General features: G+C 52.8%; 19 protein-coding genes. 9 read left to right on the top strand and 10 right to left on the bottom strand.

Features of this window, described 5'->3' with window-relative positions; genetic code table 11:
* The first annotated feature begins 732 nt into the window (after window positions 1–732).
* From csgB to ymdB, 5 genes are all read left to right on the top strand, one after another.
* The gene (gene csgB / locus ACOTXT_RS12850) at window positions 733–1,188 is read left to right on the top strand and encodes a curli minor subunit CsgB (RefSeq protein ID WP_008500843.1); all 456 of its coding nucleotides are present in this window, start codon (window positions 733–735) and stop codon (window positions 1,186–1,188) included.
* A gap of 41 nt (window positions 1,189–1,229) precedes the next feature.
* Window positions 1,230–1,682, top strand: a complete 453-nt coding sequence (csgA, locus tag ACOTXT_RS12845) for a curli major subunit CsgA (protein WP_008500842.1) — start codon at window positions 1,230–1,232, stop codon at window positions 1,680–1,682.
* Between the two features lie 61 nt (window positions 1,683–1,743).
* Window positions 1,744–2,076, top strand: coding sequence for a curli assembly chaperone CsgC (csgC, locus tag ACOTXT_RS12840; RefSeq protein ID WP_023343744.1), 333 nt, complete (start codon window positions 1,744–1,746; stop codon window positions 2,074–2,076).
* Window positions 2,077–2,236: 160 nt separating this feature from the next.
* Entirely contained in the window at window positions 2,237–2,557 is a 321-nt protein-coding gene (locus ACOTXT_RS12835; protein WP_008500840.1) for a type 1 fimbrial protein, read from the top strand.
* A 105-nt stretch (window positions 2,558–2,662) separates the two neighbouring features.
* Window positions 2,663–3,205 carry an O-acetyl-ADP-ribose deacetylase gene (ymdB, locus tag ACOTXT_RS12830; RefSeq protein WP_008500839.1) on the top strand — a complete coding sequence of 181 codons (543 nt, stop codon included), beginning with the start codon at window positions 2,663–2,665 and terminating at the stop codon, window positions 3,203–3,205.
* 34 nt (window positions 3,206–3,239) lie between these two features.
* Here ymdB and mdoC read toward each other — a convergent pair whose 3' ends face one another.
* Window positions 3,240–4,379 (bottom strand): glucans biosynthesis protein MdoC, encoded by a 1,140-nt coding sequence (gene mdoC / locus ACOTXT_RS12825; protein WP_008500838.1) that lies wholly within the window; start codon window positions 4,377–4,379, stop codon window positions 3,240–3,242.
* A gap of 254 nt (window positions 4,380–4,633) precedes the next feature.
* Between mdoC and mdoG the strand changes: the two genes are divergently transcribed.
* From mdoG to ACOTXT_RS12810, 3 genes are all read left to right on the top strand, one after another.
* The gene (gene mdoG, locus ACOTXT_RS12820) at window positions 4,634–6,187 is read left to right on the top strand and encodes a glucans biosynthesis protein MdoG (protein WP_021240787.1); all 1,554 of its coding nucleotides are present in this window, start codon (window positions 4,634–4,636) and stop codon (window positions 6,185–6,187) included.
* A complete protein-coding gene (gene mdoH, locus ACOTXT_RS12815; protein WP_021240786.1) occupies window positions 6,180–8,708 on the top strand; it encodes a glucans biosynthesis glucosyltransferase MdoH in 2,529 nt (842 codons plus the stop codon). The genes mdoG and mdoH overlap by 8 nt, the downstream gene beginning before the upstream one ends.
* Before the next feature lie 84 nt (window positions 8,709–8,792).
* Entirely contained in the window at window positions 8,793–9,020 is a 228-nt protein-coding gene (locus ACOTXT_RS12810) for a YceK/YidQ family lipoprotein (RefSeq protein WP_008500835.1), read from the top strand.
* 6 nt (window positions 9,021–9,026) lie between these two features.
* Here the strand turns inward: ACOTXT_RS12810 and ACOTXT_RS12805 are convergent, their stop codons facing one another.
* From ACOTXT_RS12805 to ACOTXT_RS12795, 3 genes are all read right to left on the bottom strand, one after another.
* Window positions 9,027–9,401, bottom strand: a complete 375-nt coding sequence (locus ACOTXT_RS12805; RefSeq protein ID WP_008500834.1) for a MysB family protein — start codon at window positions 9,399–9,401, stop codon at window positions 9,027–9,029.
* Window positions 9,402–9,497: 96 nt separating this feature from the next.
* Window positions 9,498–10,715, bottom strand: coding sequence for a multidrug efflux MFS transporter MdtG (mdtG, locus tag ACOTXT_RS12800; RefSeq protein ID WP_021240779.1), 1,218 nt, complete (start codon window positions 10,713–10,715; stop codon window positions 9,498–9,500).
* Between the two features lie 143 nt (window positions 10,716–10,858).
* Entirely contained in the window at window positions 10,859–11,785 is a 927-nt protein-coding gene (locus tag ACOTXT_RS12795; RefSeq protein WP_008500832.1) for a Kdo(2)-lipid IV(A) acyltransferase, read from the bottom strand.
* Window positions 11,786–12,006: 221 nt separating this feature from the next.
* Here ACOTXT_RS12795 and ACOTXT_RS12790 point away from each other — a divergent pair, with 221 nt between their 5' ends.
* The gene (locus tag ACOTXT_RS12790) at window positions 12,007–13,056 is read left to right on the top strand and encodes a rhodanese-related sulfurtransferase (RefSeq protein WP_008500831.1); all 1,050 of its coding nucleotides are present in this window, start codon (window positions 12,007–12,009) and stop codon (window positions 13,054–13,056) included.
* Between the two features lie 41 nt (window positions 13,057–13,097).
* On the opposite strand, the gene ACOTXT_RS12785 is transcribed toward ACOTXT_RS12790, so the two are convergent.
* From ACOTXT_RS12785 to dinI, 6 genes are all read right to left on the bottom strand, one after another.
* The gene (locus ACOTXT_RS12785; protein ID WP_008500830.1) at window positions 13,098–13,676 is read right to left on the bottom strand and encodes a YceI family protein; all 579 of its coding nucleotides are present in this window, start codon (window positions 13,674–13,676) and stop codon (window positions 13,098–13,100) included.
* A gap of 1 nt (window position 13,677) precedes the next feature.
* A complete protein-coding gene (locus ACOTXT_RS12780) occupies window positions 13,678–14,244 on the bottom strand; it encodes a cytochrome b (protein WP_023343748.1) in 567 nt (188 codons plus the stop codon).
* Window positions 14,245–14,452: 208 nt separating this feature from the next.
* Window positions 14,453–14,566: a DUF2770 family protein gene (locus ACOTXT_RS12775; protein ID WP_021240776.1), complete on the bottom strand. Its 114-nt coding sequence runs from the start codon at window positions 14,564–14,566 to the stop codon at window positions 14,453–14,455.
* Between the two features lie 59 nt (window positions 14,567–14,625).
* Window positions 14,626–15,744: an N-methyl-L-tryptophan oxidase gene (gene solA, locus ACOTXT_RS12770; RefSeq protein ID WP_008500828.1), complete on the bottom strand. Its 1,119-nt coding sequence runs from the start codon at window positions 15,742–15,744 to the stop codon at window positions 14,626–14,628.
* A gap of 116 nt (window positions 15,745–15,860) precedes the next feature.
* Window positions 15,861–16,115, bottom strand: coding sequence for a biofilm formation regulator BssS (gene bssS, locus ACOTXT_RS12765; RefSeq protein WP_008500827.1), 255 nt, complete (start codon window positions 16,113–16,115; stop codon window positions 15,861–15,863).
* Window positions 16,116–16,389: 274 nt separating this feature from the next.
* A complete protein-coding gene (dinI, locus tag ACOTXT_RS12760) occupies window positions 16,390–16,635 on the bottom strand; it encodes a DNA damage-inducible protein I (protein ID WP_008500826.1) in 246 nt (81 codons plus the stop codon).
* Between the last annotated feature and the right edge of the window lie 63 nt (window positions 16,636–16,698).

The following is a 16,698-nucleotide window of genomic DNA, read 5'->3' as shown; positions in this document are numbered from 1 at the left end:
CGGGTCTGGCGGCGTTTACTGGAAAACTCACTGTCGGCAAAAGTCAGTTGCTGGCTCATCCGGTTACTCATTCTGGGTTCAGGTTACAACACGATGATCTCACATCTCGGACTTATTCGCACCTTCCCTAGCTTTTACGAAGTTTAAAGCAAGTGTTAAACATGTAACTGAATGTAAAAATCAATATTAATTTGTGAAAATCACTTGTGATGAATGGCGAGAAATGATGAGAAAGTTGTACATCTAAATAGAGATGCACAGTTTTTAAAAATCATACAAATATTTATATCTCATTGATTCTTAGGTATATTTATTATTTTATGCGAACGATAAAACAGTATGAGGTACAGATTATTTCTAAGCCCATAAATGCGCGGTTGTCTGGCTTAAGAAAACGGGCTTCGTGTCACGACTGTGAAAAAGTGTCCTTCTGCCGTTACGTTTAAACAACGCGAGAAGACGCGTGGACAGCCTTCGCCTCGTTGTACAACCTGATTGTTGGACAGGGGAAATAAAAAATATAAGCTGGCCTGAGTAAAGTGATTTTTGTCGTAAATTACGACTTTGTGGTGATCCGAAAAATAAAAATAAGCCGCGCGGGTGAGATATTTAAAATGTTTCAGCGGACATACTCTTCACCGTAACGACGCGTTAACACAATATGCATCGTTTTTACAAGTAACACGGTTATAGGTTATGGCGTGATTAAATAACCAGGTCCAGGGTGACAACATGAAATACACATCGTTATTTATGGTGTTTACATTACTGGGTGCGCCTGGATTTGTAACCGCAGCGAATTCAGATTTAGCCAATGCTGAATATAATTTTGCGGTTAACGAATTAAGTCTTTCATCACTCAATCAGGCAGCCATTATTGGTCAACAGGGTGTTTTTAATGACGCTCAGGTTCGCCAGGAAGGTTCAAAACTCTTGTCCATTGTTTCACAGGATGGGGCGGGCAACAGAGCAAGAGTTGATCAATCAGGGAGTTACAATATAGCCTGGATCGATCAGAGCGGTACCGCGAATGATGCAGGTATTACGCAAGAGGGATACGGTAATAGCGCGAAAATTATCCAGAAAGGGTCGGGTAATAGAGCAAATATTACGCAGTACGGTACGCAGAAAACCGCAGTTGTAGTGCAGAAACAGTCGCAAATGGCGATTAACGTTATTCAACATTAGCGCATTCGCGACGATTTTAATCAATCCGATGGGGGTTTACCATGAAATTTCTCAAAGTGGCAGCGCTTGCAGCAATCGTAGTTTCTGGTAGTGCTATGGCGGGTTCTATTAATCAGGGCGGCTGGGGTCATGGGCATGGTCATGGCGGATACAGTGGCCCAAATTCAACCCTGAATATTTATCAGGACGGTGGCGGTAACTCCGCGGTTGCTCTGCAGACAGACGCCAGAAATTCCGTGCTGAATATTACCCAGAAAGGTGGCGGTAACGGCGCTGACGTTGGTCAGGGTTCTGATGACAGTAAAATCAACCTGACCCAGAAAGGATTTGGCAACAGTGCAACACTGGATCAGTGGAACAGCAAAAAATCTGTTATGAACGTTAGCCAGTCCGGCGGCTTTAACGGCGCCCTCGTCGACCAGACTGCCTCTAACTCTACTGTCAACGTTACCCAGATTGGCTTTGGTAACCACGCGACAGCTCATCAGTACTGATACTGAAATCTGTGCTACAAAAAAACAGGGCTGATGCCCTGTTTTTTTTCGGGAGTTCATCATGAATACCTTAATTCTTCTTGCCGCGCTTTCCAGCCAGATAACTTTCAAAACGTCGCAGCAGGAAAATATGACCACCATTATTCCTCAGGTCACCCTGGCGCAGCCGTGTGATTGTCAGGTTCAGATTGTTTCCGTTCGGGAAGGGCAGGGGGGACAAAGTTCGTCCCGACAGCAAAATACCCTTTTTATACCCGCTAATCAGACGATTGATTTAATGCGCCTGAGTTTAAATATTAATGCGGGAGACACGGTAAAAATCGTTGTCACCGTTTCAGACGGTAAATCGCTTCATTTATCACAGCAGTGGTCGCCAGCGGAACGTTCGCTTTAATCATTCATGAAATCAATGTGTTGCGAATGTGGCGGGTCTGTGCCGTTGAGCTATGCTGATATCAGGGATCAGGTCATTATGTTCCTTAACGTGAGACTTCGTTTGTCATAATGAAGTGCGTTTACCCCTCAAGGACGATTTTCATTGAGGAGTACCGATAATGAACCACTCTTTCGCTCGACTCGTGACGGGTCTGGGCCTGATTGTTTCTGTTTTTAGCCTCCCGGTTTATTCGGCTACCATTGTGAACGGTGGCGTTATTCATTTTCGCGGTGCCATTGTTGCAGACCCCTGTGAAGTTACGCCGCAGCAGAGACAGTTTGCTATGTCCTGTCCGGATAATAATCGTATGCAAACGCGCATGGTCAGTTATGAAGAGGCGCTTAATGGCAAAGTGTCCGATTCAGATCTGGTGTCGCTCCGCATGAAATACCTTAACCCTGAAAAAACGCTCGCGGTTGTCGAAATCCAGTATCGATAGCGTTCTCTCTTCCGCTTTGTGCGGAAGAGGATTTTTTCTGATAGTTTTTTCTCCCGGGCAGCCCTGCGATACACTTAATAAAAAGGCGGGTTGCAGAGGGGCTTTATGAAACCGCAAATTGAAGTTATTCATGGTGATATTACGACCATGCACGTCGACGTCATCGTCAATGCGGCCAATCCCTCCCTGATGGGGGGAGGCGGTGTGGACGGGGCTATCCACCGGGCTGCAGGACCGCAGCTGCTGGAAGCCTGCAAAACCGTACGGCAACAGCAGGGCGAATGTCCTCCCGGCCATGCGGTCATTACGCTTGCGGGCGATCTGCCTGCCAAAGCGGTGATCCACGCCGTAGGGCCTGTCTGGCACGGTGGCGATCGGCACGAGGCGAGTATTCTGGAAGAGGCTTACCGAAACTGTCTGCGGCTGGCTGCCGACAACGGCTATAAAACAATGGCGTTCCCGGCCATCAGTACCGGGGTGTATGGCTATCCTAAGGCGGCTGCCGCTACGATCGCCGTCGACACCGTTTACCGCTATCTGTCGCTAAAACCGATGCCTGAGAAAGTAATCTTTGTCTGTTTCGATGAAGAAACCACCCACCTTTATCAACGGTTGCTGACCCAGCGCGGGCAGGAACTGGACACCTGAAGCAAACGCGGCGCACTGAGTGCGCCGCGGTTGTTTATGAGGCTTTTACCTGAGGTTTTCCTGAGAAGAGGAAACGCAGAAGCGGGATCCGCAGGTGGATTTCATAGAGCACGATCGCAATCCCCACGACAAACACCAGACCGGTAAAGAAGCCCAGCGTGTTAGAGGCGATATGCGGGGTGATGTAAGCCCCGAAGAAGAGCGTGAGCGGGTGATGCACCAGATAAATAAACAGCGACGCATTCACGAAGTAGGTCACGCGGCTGGACTTAAAGTTCAGCAGGCGGTGGCCGAGCGCGAATACTACGTTCACCATCCATAAACCCAGCAGCATGGTGATCACGCTTTCCGTTTCGTACATCCAGGCGTCACCGCTCCCGTAGCGCTGGTTCAGCAGATAGGCCGCGAACGCGATGGCCGCACCCACAGCACACCACGGTGACGGGGTGGTAAACAGCGCTTTCAGCTTCGGGTAAATAAACGCCAGCGCGCCAATTAAAAAGAACGGAATGTAGAAAAGGGACTGCATCACCACAAAATTAAACAGGCCGTCGCTCAGTATCGGTGGATAGACGATAAACAGGATGCGTCTCACCGCGGCGTAAGCGATACCCAACAGCAAGAAGAGCACCGACAGCTTGCCCAGCGTAACGGTGGCGAAAAAGGCGTCAGCTCTCGAACTCAGGTGGTGACGCAGGCGGCTGAAAATGAACAGGCTCACCGTAGTGAGCACCACCAGGACCAGCAGGAACCACAGGTGAGACACCAGCTCCCAGACCAGCGTATTGTACTTTTCATACAGCGACAGATTCGGCCAGTTTTCCGCTTTGCCTTTGACGTACTGCAGCATGATGAACTGAGGCAGCGTCAGCAGCGGAATCGCGGTCAGCATGGGGATCCCCACGCGCTCGACGCGCACTTTCCACCAGCGTTTAAGCGGGTATCGCAGAAACAGCATGTAAGAGAAATAGCCGGAGATGACAAAAAACACCTGCATACGGAAGGCGTGAATAAAGTCATTAAACAGCGTCAGCCACCAGGAGGGCATCTGGCTATTCACATGCCAGGTGTGGCTGGAGTAAATCAGTGATATGTGAAAAGGGATCCCCAATAGCATCAGCCATGCCCGGATCGAGTCGAGGAAATATTCACGTTCTGTTGGTGTTGTGCTCATATAACGTTGTGCATTCTCAGACTTTTCGTCTTATCCCTAAGACTCATAATGGTTACATTCGAAAGCAACCCTACACCAAGACCGACACCCTGTCTCCAGGATAAGCACGCAAAGTGAATAATGGGTTCTTTCATTTGCTTAATCCATGAGCCAGCAGCTGAACAAAGCAGTGATAATGTTGTCGGATTGCCTGAGTTTCCATTAAAATGGATCGGATCGATATAAGCACACAAAGGGGGAAGTGCTTACTTATTATGAAACATAAACCACAGATGATGAAAATGCGTTGGTTAGGTGCTGCAGTGGTGTTATCACTGTATACCTCATCGGCACTGGCCTTTAACATCGACGATGTCGCAAAACAGGCAAAATCGATGGCTGGCAAGAGCTACGAAGCGCCGAAAAGTAACTTGCCCTCCGTTTTCCGCGATATGAAATATGCGGACTATCAGCAGATCCAGTTCAATCACGACAAAGCCTACTGGAGCAACATCAAGACCCCGTTCAAGCTTGAGTTTTATCATCAGGGTATGTATTTCGACACGCCTGTTGCCATCAACGAAGTGACGGCCACAGCGGTACGTAAGATCAAATACAGCCCGGATTACTTCAATTTTGGCAATGTGCAACACGATAAAGATACGGTGAAAGACCTCGGCTTCGCAGGCTTTAAGGTGCTTTACCCGATCAACAGCAAAGATAAAAACGACGAAATCGTCAGCATGCTGGGTGCCAGCTATTTCCGCGTGATTGGCGCGGGGCAGGTATACGGGCTTTCTGCGCGCGGACTGGCGATTGATACCGCGCTGCCATCAGGTGAAGAATTCCCACGTTTCCGTGAGTTCTGGATTGAACGTCCAAAACCAACGGATAAACGTCTGACCATTTACGCGCTGCTGGATTCACCGCGTGCGACCGGCGCCTATCGCTTTGTGATTATGCCGGGTCGTGACACCGTGGTTGACGTGCAGTCCAAGGTTTACCTGCGTGATAAAGTGGGCAAACTGGGCGTTGCACCACTGACCAGCATGTTCCTGTTTGGGCCGAACCAGCCGTCTCCGGCCACTAACTTCCGCCCGGAACTGCACGACTCCAACGGTCTGTCTATTCATGCCGGTAACGGAGAGTGGATCTGGCGTCCGCTGAACAACCCGAAACATCTGGCGGTGAGCAGCTTCGCGATGGAAAACCCGCAAGGTTTTGGCCTGCTGCAGCGTGGCCGTCAGTTCTCCCGCTTTGAAGATCTGGACGACCGCTATGACCAGCGTCCAAGCGCCTGGGTCACGCCAAACGGTGACTGGGGTAAAGGTAAGGTTGAGCTGGTTGAGATTCCAACCAACGACGAAACCAACGATAACATCGTGGCTTACTGGACGCCGGATCAGCTGCCGGAAGCCGGTAAAGAGATGAACTTCAAGTACACCATCACCTTCAGCCGCGACGAAGATAAGCTGCATGCGCCGGATAACGCGTATGTGATGCAGACTCGCCGTTCAACGGGTGATGTGAAGCAGTCTAATCTTATCCGTCAGCCTGACGGTACCGTGGCCTTTGTCGTGGACTTTACAGGCCAGGATATGAAGAAACTGTCACCGGACACCGCCGTTGCCGCTCAGGCCAGCATCGGTGATAACGGTGAAATCGTTGAGAATACCGTGCGTTACAACCCGGTAACCAAAGGCTGGCGTCTGACCCTGCGCGTGAAAGTGAAAGATCCGAAACAGACCACTGAAATGCGTGCTGCGCTGGTCAGTAACGATCAGCCGCTGAGTGAAACCTGGAGCTATCAGCTACCTGCCAATGAATAATACATCTGAATATATTGATGCCATGCCGCTGACGGATATCGAAAAAGCGGCACTGCCTAAGAGCGACATCCGCGCGGTTCACACCGCGCTGGATGGCGAACATCGTCAGTTTTCCCGTGATGATGACACGCCGCTGGGGTCAGTAAAGGCACGTCTGGAGCAGGCCTGGCCGGACTCGCTGGCAGAAGGGCAGTTGATTAAAGACGACGAAGGGCGCGATCAGCTTCAGGCGATGCCGAAGGCCACGCGTTCCTCAATGTTCCCCGATCCGTGGCGCACCAACCCGGTGGGCCGCTTCTGGGATCGCCTGCGCGGGCGTGATGTGACGCCGCGCTATCTGTCACGCCTGACGAAAGAAGAGCAGGCTTCCGAACAGAAATGGCGTACCGTGGGGACCATCCGTCGCTATATCCTGCTGCTGTTGACGCTGGCGCAGACGGTCGTCGCGACCTGGTATATGAAAACCATCCTGCCGTATCAGGGCTGGGCGTTCATCAACCCGATGGACATGATGGGCCAGGATCTCTGGGTCTCCTTCATGCAGCTGCTGCCGTATATCCTGCAGAGCGGCATCCTTCTGCTGTTCGCGGTTCTCTTCTGCTGGGTCTCGGCCGGTTTCTGGACCGCGCTGATGGGCTTCCTGCAGCTGCTGATGGGGCGTGACAAATACAGCATTTCGGCGTCAACGGTCGGGGATGAACCCCTCAATCCTGAGCACCGTACCGCGCTGATTATGCCTATCTGTAACGAAGACGTTGACCGCGTGTTTGCGGGCCTGCGTGCCACCTGGGAGTCCGTGAAGGCGACCGGCAACGCGGAGCATTTTGACGTTTACATCCTGAGCGACAGTTACAACCCGGATATCTGCGTGGCAGAACAAAAAGCGTGGATGGAGCTGATTGCAGAAGTGCAGGGCGAAGGACAGATCTTCTACCGCCGCCGCCGTCGTCGTGTGAAGCGTAAAAGCGGTAACATCGATGACTTCTGCCGCCGCTGGGGTAACCAGTACAGCTACATGGTGGTGCTGGATGCTGACTCCGTCATGAGCGGTGACTGCCTGAGCGGTCTGGTGCGTCTGATGGAAGCCAACCCGAACGCGGGTATCATTCAGTCTTCGCCAAAAGCGTCCGGTATGGACACGCTCTATGCGCGCTGTCAGCAGTTCGCCACCCGTGTTTACGGGCCGCTGTTCACGGCGGGCCTGCACTTCTGGCAGCTGGGTGAATCCCACTACTGGGGTCACAACGCCATCATCCGCGTGAAGCCGTTCATTGAGCACTGTGCGCTGGCGCCGCTGCCGGGCGAGGGTTCGTTTGCCGGTTCTATTCTGTCACATGACTTCGTGGAAGCGGCGCTGATGCGTCGTGCCGGATGGGGCGTCTGGATTGCCTACGACCTGCCGGGATCGTACGAAGAGCTGCCGCCGAACCTGCTGGACGAGCTCAAGCGTGACCGCCGCTGGTGTCACGGTAACCTGATGAACTTCCGCCTGTTCCTGGTGAAAGGGATGCACCCGGTTCACCGCGCGGTGTTCCTGACGGGCGTGATGTCTTATCTCTCCGCACCGCTGTGGTTTATGTTCCTTGCGCTCTCCACAGCGCTGCAGGTCGTGCATGCCCTGACGGAGCCGCAATACTTCCTGCAGCCGCGCCAGCTGTTCCCGGTGTGGCCGCAGTGGCGTCCGGAGCTGGCGATTGCGCTGTTTGCTTCCACCATGGTGCTGCTGTTCCTGCCTAAGCTGCTCAGCATCATCCTGATCTGGTGCAAAGGCTCGAAAGAGTACGGCGGTTTCTTCCGCGTGACCCTTTCACTGCTGCTGGAAGTGCTGTTCTCCGTGCTGCTGGCACCGGTGCGTATGCTGTTCCACACCGTTTTCGTGGTCAGTGCGTTCCTGGGCTGGGAAGTGGTCTGGAACTCACCGCAGCGTGATGACGACTCCACGCCGTGGAGCGAGGCCTTTATGCGCCATGGTTCTCAGCTGCTGCTGGGTCTGGTGTGGGCGGCCGGGATGGCGTGGCTGGATCTGCGCTTCCTGTTCTGGCTGGCGCCGATTGTCTTCTCGCTGATCCTGTCGCCGTTTGTCTCCGTGATCTCCAGCCGTTCGACGGTGGGGCTGCGGACCAAACGCTGGAAGCTGTTCCTGATCCCGGAAGAGTATTCCCCGCCGCAGGTGCTGGTAGACACCGATCGTTATCTCGAGCAGAACCGCAATCGCACGCTGGATGACGGCTTTATGCACGCCGTGTTTAACCCGTCATTCAACGCCCTGGCAACGGCAATGGCCACTGCGCGTCACCGTGCCAGCCAGGTGCTGGAGATTGCCCGCGATCGTCACGTTGAGCAGGCGCTGAACGAGACCCCGGAAAAACTCAACCGTGACCGTCGTCTGGTCCTGCTGAGCGACCCGGTTACGATGGCGCGTCTTCACTACCGCGTATGGTCCGCTCCGGAGAGATACTCTTCGTGGGTAAACTACTATAAAGAACTGAAGCTGAACCCGCTGGCGTTGAAGGCGAAGTAAGTGGTTAAGTAGGGCAGGTAAGCGAAGCACCTCCCACCAACTAAAATACCGGCATAATCGCCGGTATTTTTTTAGAGGTTACTCATGAGAATCATCATCGTCGTTCTGATGGCATGCCTGCTCAGCGGCTGCGGCAGCATCATCAGCCGCACCATTCCAGGGCAGGGCCACGGGAATCAGTATTACCCGGGCGTGAAGTGGGATCTCCGTGACTCCGCATGGCGCTACCTCACCGTGCTGGATCTGCCATTCTCGCTAATTTTCGACACGCTGCTGCTGCCGATCGATGCCAGCCACGGCCCTTACGAGTAGCGTAAATTAACGCTCGTCCCACTCATCGGCTGCGGTTTGACCTTCTTCCGTATCCAGCGGTGGCTCGAGCTGAAATTCGCCCTCATCCCACTCGTGCAATGTGTTCTCTTCCAGCCATTCCTGCCGCAGTTCGATTTCATCATAGTCGCCATCAAAGACGGCCTGCGCACCTTCACCGCTCAGGACCGGCAGGCATTCCCCTTCTTCACCTTCATCGGCAAAGAATTCGGCCTGCCACATAATATCCCCATCCTGCAGAACGTATTTCTGGATATTAAGTTGTTGCACGTCAGCATCTTCTTCTTCAACGCCGGGGTTGTCGGCGAGGAACTCTTCACGAGCGGCATCAATAGCTTCTTCCAGCGTGGCGTACATGGTCATTGGTGTCTCCCTGTTTTCCAGAAGGTTTCAGGGAAAGAATAGCTGAATATCTGATTCTGCAAGTATGAATGCGAAAATTAGCTTCAGGCGTTCGTCTTATTCCGCCACTGGCCGTAGCGCGCGGGATAAACTGAACCACGAATAAATTGCATTAAACAGTACCACGCCCGCCGTCACGATAAAGACGGCGCGAAAACCGAAGCTGGCGGAGATGCTCGCCCCGAGAAGCGGTCCGGTGACGTTACCGATGTCGCGAAATGACTGGTTATAGCTGAAGATCCGCCCGGCAATCTGGTTCGTGGAGTTGTAAACCAGCAGGGTCTGTACGGCGGGCAGCAAGGCCCCGTCTGCGGCACCAAGCAAGAAGCGAAGTAAGCCCAGCTGCCACGGAGAGTGCACCATCGACATGGGGATCAGCAGCAGGACGGAGATCACCAGCGCACAGATCAGAATTTTTTCCGGGCCGACGCGGTCCCCCAGTTTCCCCAGCCTCGGCGCGCTAAGCAGCGCCGCCACCCCGGGCACGGACGCAATCAGCCCGCTGATAAACGCGATATTGCTGACGTTCCCCGCCAGATCGCGAACGTACAGCGTGAGGATAGGGGCAATCGATCCGGTTGCGACCTGAATAATCAGGGTCGTCACGAACAGGCTCAGCACCAGTCTGGGATTTTTAAGCGAGGTCAGCACCTCCCTGGCGTGTAGCATCTCTTTCTTCGCAACGGGCGTGAAGTTTTCCCGAATACAGAGCAGGGTGACAACAAAGCACAGGAACAGCACGCAGGCGGTGATAAAGAACACCGGACGCAGGCCATAGCTATCGGCCATGAGTCCGCCGGCCAGTGGACCCAGCAGGGCACCGCTTACACCGCCGGTTGAGAGCGTGCCCAGCGCCCAGCCGCTCTTATGGCGAGGAATTTGCGTGGCAATCAGGGCATTGGCATTGGGAATAAATCCTCCCAGCAAACCCAGCAACGCGCGCAAAATCAGGAACTGCCAGACGTTCTGCGCCACGCCCATCAGCGCCATGATAATGGCCATCCCCAGCGCCGAGCGCAGCAGCATGATTTTACGGCCCTTGCGGTCGGCAAGGCCGCCCCAGAAGGGCGAGGCTATCGCGGAGAACAGGAACGTGATGCTGAATACCAGGCCGGACCACATATTGAGCGCGCTATGGCCCGTCACGCCCAGCTGTTCAACATAGAGCGGCAGAAAAGGCATGACCAGGCTAAACGCCGCGCCGGTGAGAAAACAGCCAAGCCACGCAACCGTGAGGTTACGCTTCCAGTTTATGGGGGCATCTGAAGGTGACATAACAATCCGCATAATGAGGTGCTGAGCACCTGAAGCAAGAAGTAATAAGCCTGCTAATTATGCGCCTGGGTTATGATTGCCGCAATGAGGGGGAGCTTTTAAAGCTAAAACAGGATGCGACCCTGGGGATCGCATCCTGAAAATCAATAGCGGGACGGCGTGCCTTTTGGCCGCGTTTTAAAGCGGCGGTGCAACCACATGTACTGCTCGGGTGCGAGCATGATGCATTTCTCTACGATACCGTTCATCCAGCGCGCGGTGGTTTCTGCATCGTCAAGCGGCGGCGCGAGTTCCGGTTCCAGCATCATCAACTCGTAGCCCGAACCGTCAGGCTTGCGGCGGGGAACAAAGGGTACGATGGCGGCTTTGGACATCCGCGCCAGCATCCAGGTACCGGTGGTTGTGGCGGCCTCTTCAACGGCGAAGAAGGGGACAAAAACGCTGGCCTGTGGGCCATAGTCGTGGTCGGGGGCATACCAGACCACTTCGCCGGATTTCAGCGCACGGATCATTCCCTTCAGATCTTTACGGTCGATCATGCTTTTGTTGGAACGCATGCGGCCGTTGGTCTGGATTAAATCGATGACCGGGTTATCGTTAGGGCGATAAACGCCAATGCCGGGCGCCTGCATGCCGAACATACGCGCCCCGATTTCCAGCGTCAGAAAATGGACGCCGATCAGCAGAACGCCCGTCTGGTTGGCCTGAAGCGTATGTACAGGATCCATGCCGGTTCCCGTTACCTCGCTCCAGCGGGCCATGCGTTTGTCCGGCCAGAACCACGCCATGCCGGTTTCCATAAGGCCCATCCCAACGGATTCGAAGTTCTTCGCGACCATATTGTGACGCTCTGAGTCGCTCATCTGCGGAAAACACAGCTCAAGGTTGCGGTACGCGATTCTGGCGCGACGCTTCATGAATAGTTGTGCGAAACGGCCCAGAAATTTACCCAACCGAAAAATAACAGGGTAGGGAAGCTGTACCAGAAGCCATAAAAAGCCGATGCCAAGCCAGGTCAACCAATAGCGGGGATGCAAAAGGGCGGCAGTAAATTTTGGTAACTGGGTTATGTCTTTCCTGTGTTCAAACGTCCTGTTTCGCTAGTGTCTCATTTTTTGAGGCGTAGCCAAAATATCTGCTTTCGAAGCGTGCACGAATACAGCAATTGTTAATCCTGATTAATCAGGGTGTGTGAAATGTAGCGTAAAATGTGTGGATGTAAATTGGTTTTGTTTGCTATATGATGCCGACCGATTTTTCATTCTCTCTAACGACTCCAGGACTGTACACCATGCCAGTGTTACACAACCGCGTTTCGAACGAGATGTTAAAAGCGCGTATGTTGGCTGAAACCGAACCGCGCACAACCATCTCATTCTATAAATACTTCACGATCGACGATCCGCAGGCGACCCGAGATGCGCTTTATCAGGCGTTCACGGCGCTGAACGTCTTCGGCCGCGTCTACCTTGCCCGTGAAGGCATCAACGCGCAGATTAGCGTACCGGAAAGCAAAGTCAGCGCCTTCCGCGACGTACTTTATCAATTTGACCCGGCCCTTAACGGCTTACGCCTGAACATTGCCCTGGATGATGACGGGAAATCCTTCTGGGTGCTGCGCATGAAGGTGCGTGAACGCATCGTGGCGGACGGTATCGACGATCCGGAGTTTAACCCGGCGGACGTCGGTGAATACCTGAAGGCGGCGGAAGTGAATGCGATGCTGGACGATCCGGATGCCGTGTTCATCGATATGCGTAACCACTATGAGTATGAAGTGGGGCATTTCGAGAATGCGATGGAGATTCCGGCGGATACCTTCCGCGAGCAGTTGCCGAAAGCGGTTGAAATGATGCAGGAGCATAAAGATAAAAAGATCGTTATGTACTGCACCGGCGGTATCCGCTGTGAGAAAGCCAGCGCGTGGATGAAGCACAACGGCTTCAATAAAGTCTGGCACATTGAAGGCGGCATTATTGAGTACGCTCGACGCGCCCGTGAACAGGGGTTGCCGGTACGCTTTATCGGGAAAAACTTTGTCTTTGACGAGCGTATGGGTGAACGTATTTCGGATGACGTCATCGCCCAGTGCCACCAGTGCGGCGCGCCGTGCGATACCCACACCAACTGCAAAAACGACGGTTGTCATCTGTTGTTCATTCAGTGCCCGGCCTGTGCCGAGAAGTTTAACGGTTGCTGTAGCGAGCTGTGCAGTGAAGAGAGCATCCTGCCGGAAGAAGAGCAGCGTCGCCGTCGCGCAGGACGTGAAAACGGCAACAAGATTTTCAATAAATCTCGCGGTCGTCTGAATACCAAACTGGGTATCCCTGACCCGGAATGATAATAACGCCCGGCACGGCAAAAGCCTGCCGGGCGACGTTATTATGATTTCTGCTGTACACCTTCAACGGAAATAATCAGCTCCACGTCCTGAGACGCCGGGCCTAAATCCGTTGTGATGTTAAAATCTTTCAGGTGAATTTTCCCTGCCGCTTCGAAGCCTGCGCGTTTACCGCCCCACGGATCGTCACCCTGGCCCAGTAATTTCGCATCAAGCGTGACCGGTTTGGTTACGCCGTTAAGCGTCAGGTTGCCGGTAATATTCAGCTTATCACCCTCTTTCTTCACCTCAGTAGAAGTGAAGGTCGCCTGCGGGAATTTCGCGACGTTGAGGAATTCCCCACTGCGCAGGTGTTTATCGCGCTCTGCGTGGTTCGTGTCGACGCTGTTCGTATTAATGGTCACATTGACTTTATCGGCTGCGGGATTTTTTTCGTCAAAGGTGAATGTGCCGTCAAAATCCTTAAAGGTGCCGTACAGCCAGCTATATCCCAGGTGCTGAATACGGAAATTGACGAAAGCGTGCTGGCCCTCTTTATCAATTTTATAATCCGCCGCCACGGCGGAGCCGGCGGTGAATAACAGAGAACCCAGTGCGATACCCAGCAGGTGTTTTTTCATTTTATGCTCCAGAGTCAACTGACGAGCGGCCAAGCATGCGCTTTAGCGTATCGTCTTTATCAATAAAATGGTGTTTGAGGGCGGCAAGCCCGTGCAGCACGGACAGAATCACCACGCTCCAGGCGAGCCAGAGGTGAACAACCCCCGCCGTGTCGGCCTGAGCGCCGGCATCGCTAAGGGTTGCCGGAACCTCGAACAGGCCAAAAACGTTAATCGGCTTACCGTCAGCCGTCGAAATAAGATAGCCGCTAATCAGGATGGCAAACAGCAGCGCATAAAGGGCTATATGCGCGGCGACTGCACTGACGCGGGTAAATTTGCTGTGAGTCTTTTGCGCGGCGGGCGGCGGGGAAATGTGCCGCCAGATCACGCGGAAAACCAGCCCCAGCATCAGCAGGACACCAATACTTTTATGCAATTCCGGCGCCTGGTGATACCAGCCATCGTAATAGCTGAGCGTGACCATCCAGAGCCCAAGTCCAAACATACCGTAGACGGCAAGAGCAAATATCCAGTGCAAACCTATGGATATTATTCCGTAGCGCCGGGAGGAGTTACGCCATTGCATCAGAATGTCCATTTTCAAATTAACCGAAGGGTAAAAATGAACGGGAAGGCGGGATATTGCAACTGAAATAATTGTCTATTGATTTTTATTTTATTTATTTCAGCAATTTTGAAAAGGATCGCTAACGCTAATTCAATCTCTTCGTGCAAGATGAAAATATAAGCTTCAATAAAGATAAAGTAATGTCAATTATTGTCAGTCTGGGTTTTCAGTAAAATACAATGTAAACAAAATCAATAATGGCCAGCAGCGCCCACAATAAGAGATAGAGCATAAAATGCTCGCGAATATTATTCATCAGAAAGCTAACGATCTTGCGCATAACGCCCCAACATGCGGTGTGAATGAAGCGGGCCCCTTGACCTCCGGAGCCCGTGCGGATTATCCGTTAAAACGCGAGAGGGAGAAGGGCGTCAGATCAAACTGCGGCGCAATGCCCTGGGCAAACTGCGCGGCGATTTCACCCAGAACGGAAGCAAACTTAAAGCCGTGGCCGCTCAGTCCGGTGATGAGCAGGGTGTTGTCATGCCCCGGCAGCGTATCAATGATAAAGTCTTCATCCGGCGTATTGTCGTAGGTACAGGCCGCGCCATACAGCAAGCCGCCAATGCCCGGAAGAATAGTGCGCAGGAACGAGAAGGCTTCTGAGCCATCCTGTGGGAAGGCGCCGAAAGGTTTACGCTCTTCAGGGGAGGAGATCGCCTGGCCGCCGTTGTGTTTACCGATTTTCAGCGCGTCTTTTTCTGACGGGAAGCCGTAGAACTGGTCGCCGTTGGGTAATTCGCCGGTGAAGGCCGGGAATTTATTCTGGGCGCTGTAACGGCCATCCGACTGGAACCAGGAGAAGACCTTGCGCACCGGCTGGATCGGCAGATCGGGCAGCAGGCGGGTAACCCAGGTACCTGCGCTGACCAGCAGGCGGGACGCTGAATAATCGCCGTCAATAGTGGTGACCGTGACGCCATTATCATCATGGGTGATGGCCTCTACCGGACAGTTGAACAGCTGCGCGCAGCCTGCCTTCGCAGCAAGCTCGATCCAGGTTTTGATCGCCGTTTCGCAATGGAGCACCCCAGAGTGGGCTTCAAAGAGGCCAATATAATCGTCCGGGACGGTAATTTCGGGCCAGCGTGCGGTAATGCCCGTCGCATCCAGCTTCTCAACGTCCAGATTAAACGCTTTCGCGCTGCGTTCGACGCCAGCGAGAAACGCAGAATGTGCCGGACCCAGGTTGATGACGCCCGTACGCTCGAAAATACGATCTTCGGTCTGTTTCGCCAGTTCATCCCACAGCGTCTGGGCGCGAAGCACCAGCGGAACGTAGCGTTCACCTTCACCGTACGCATGGCGGATGAGGCGGGTATCGCCATGATGGCTGCCTTCCGCATGAGGAGGCAGATGGCTATCGATCATCAGAACCTTCAGACCAGCCTGTGTTGCGTAATAGCCTGCGGCAGATCCTACGGAGCCGCTGCCAATAATGATTAAGTCGTATCTCATATGCATCTCATAAACTGATGTTTTGTTAGCAGAGTAATTAACAACGCGGGGTTAGACAAGGGAGAAATAAATAAGGCACCGCGAGGGTGCCTGTAGAGAGAAAAGTGGGCATAAGCTTAGTGCCGTTTATACTCATTTTCCTGGTAGTCGCCAGATTCTATTTTTGCAATACCTGCTTCTAAAATAGAAATAAACTGACGGGCGACGTCTGTTGTTAGCCACAGCGTCTGTCCAACTTCCGCTTCTTCACGGTTGAGTTGATTTGGGGTCTGGTAGTGCAAACGCAGCATCAGCGCATCGTAGCTATCTACGGTACTGATATCCCAGCCAACAAGTGGGTGGGTCTGGATGACTTCACTATTCTTTTCCATTATAACCCCCTTAATGCGTGTTAGAAGACAACGGCTTTGAGGTTCAATGCATGTTTTTCTGAAAGCAACTTCAGTATACCAAGTAATAAGGGTTCCGAAGGGAAAAATAAACAGGTGGCAACACATTTTTCTGCTTTTTAGGATTGTTCGAACAATAAAACACCATCTCGTTCACGATTTTTAAAGAAGATGCCGAATTATTTTGAACTTACAGGATTATGAGGCAAAAAAAAGCCGGGGCGACCCGGCAAAAAAACACAATGAGGGAGCAGTGTTAATCCGTGATGAACCAGTCGTCAGCGCTTTCCCACGTTTCCTGGAGGATTTCGCTGATGCGATCTTTATCTTCTTTTGCGGCGCCAATGACGGAGAGGTTGTTCGCCGCGGCGTAACGCACCGTGACGGCACCCGCGTTGTCGGGAAAGGTGTTGTTAATACGACGGGATAATTCGCCTGCCAGTGCATCAAGCGCGCCGGCAGGCAGAACGGTAGTTTTGGCTATGGTGACTTCAATACGCATAAATGCCCCCTGTGTAATATACTGTTTATTTATACAGGTATATTATCAGTTTGACAACAAGGG

The organism is Enterobacter cloacae complex sp. IR5422 (assembly GCF_049238165.1).
GTDB classification, from domain to species: domain Bacteria; phylum Pseudomonadota; class Gammaproteobacteria; order Enterobacterales; family Enterobacteriaceae; genus Enterobacter; species Enterobacter roggenkampii.
Note: the sequence above shows the minus strand (reverse complement) of the source record. Positions and strands in the feature narration are given on the sequence as shown.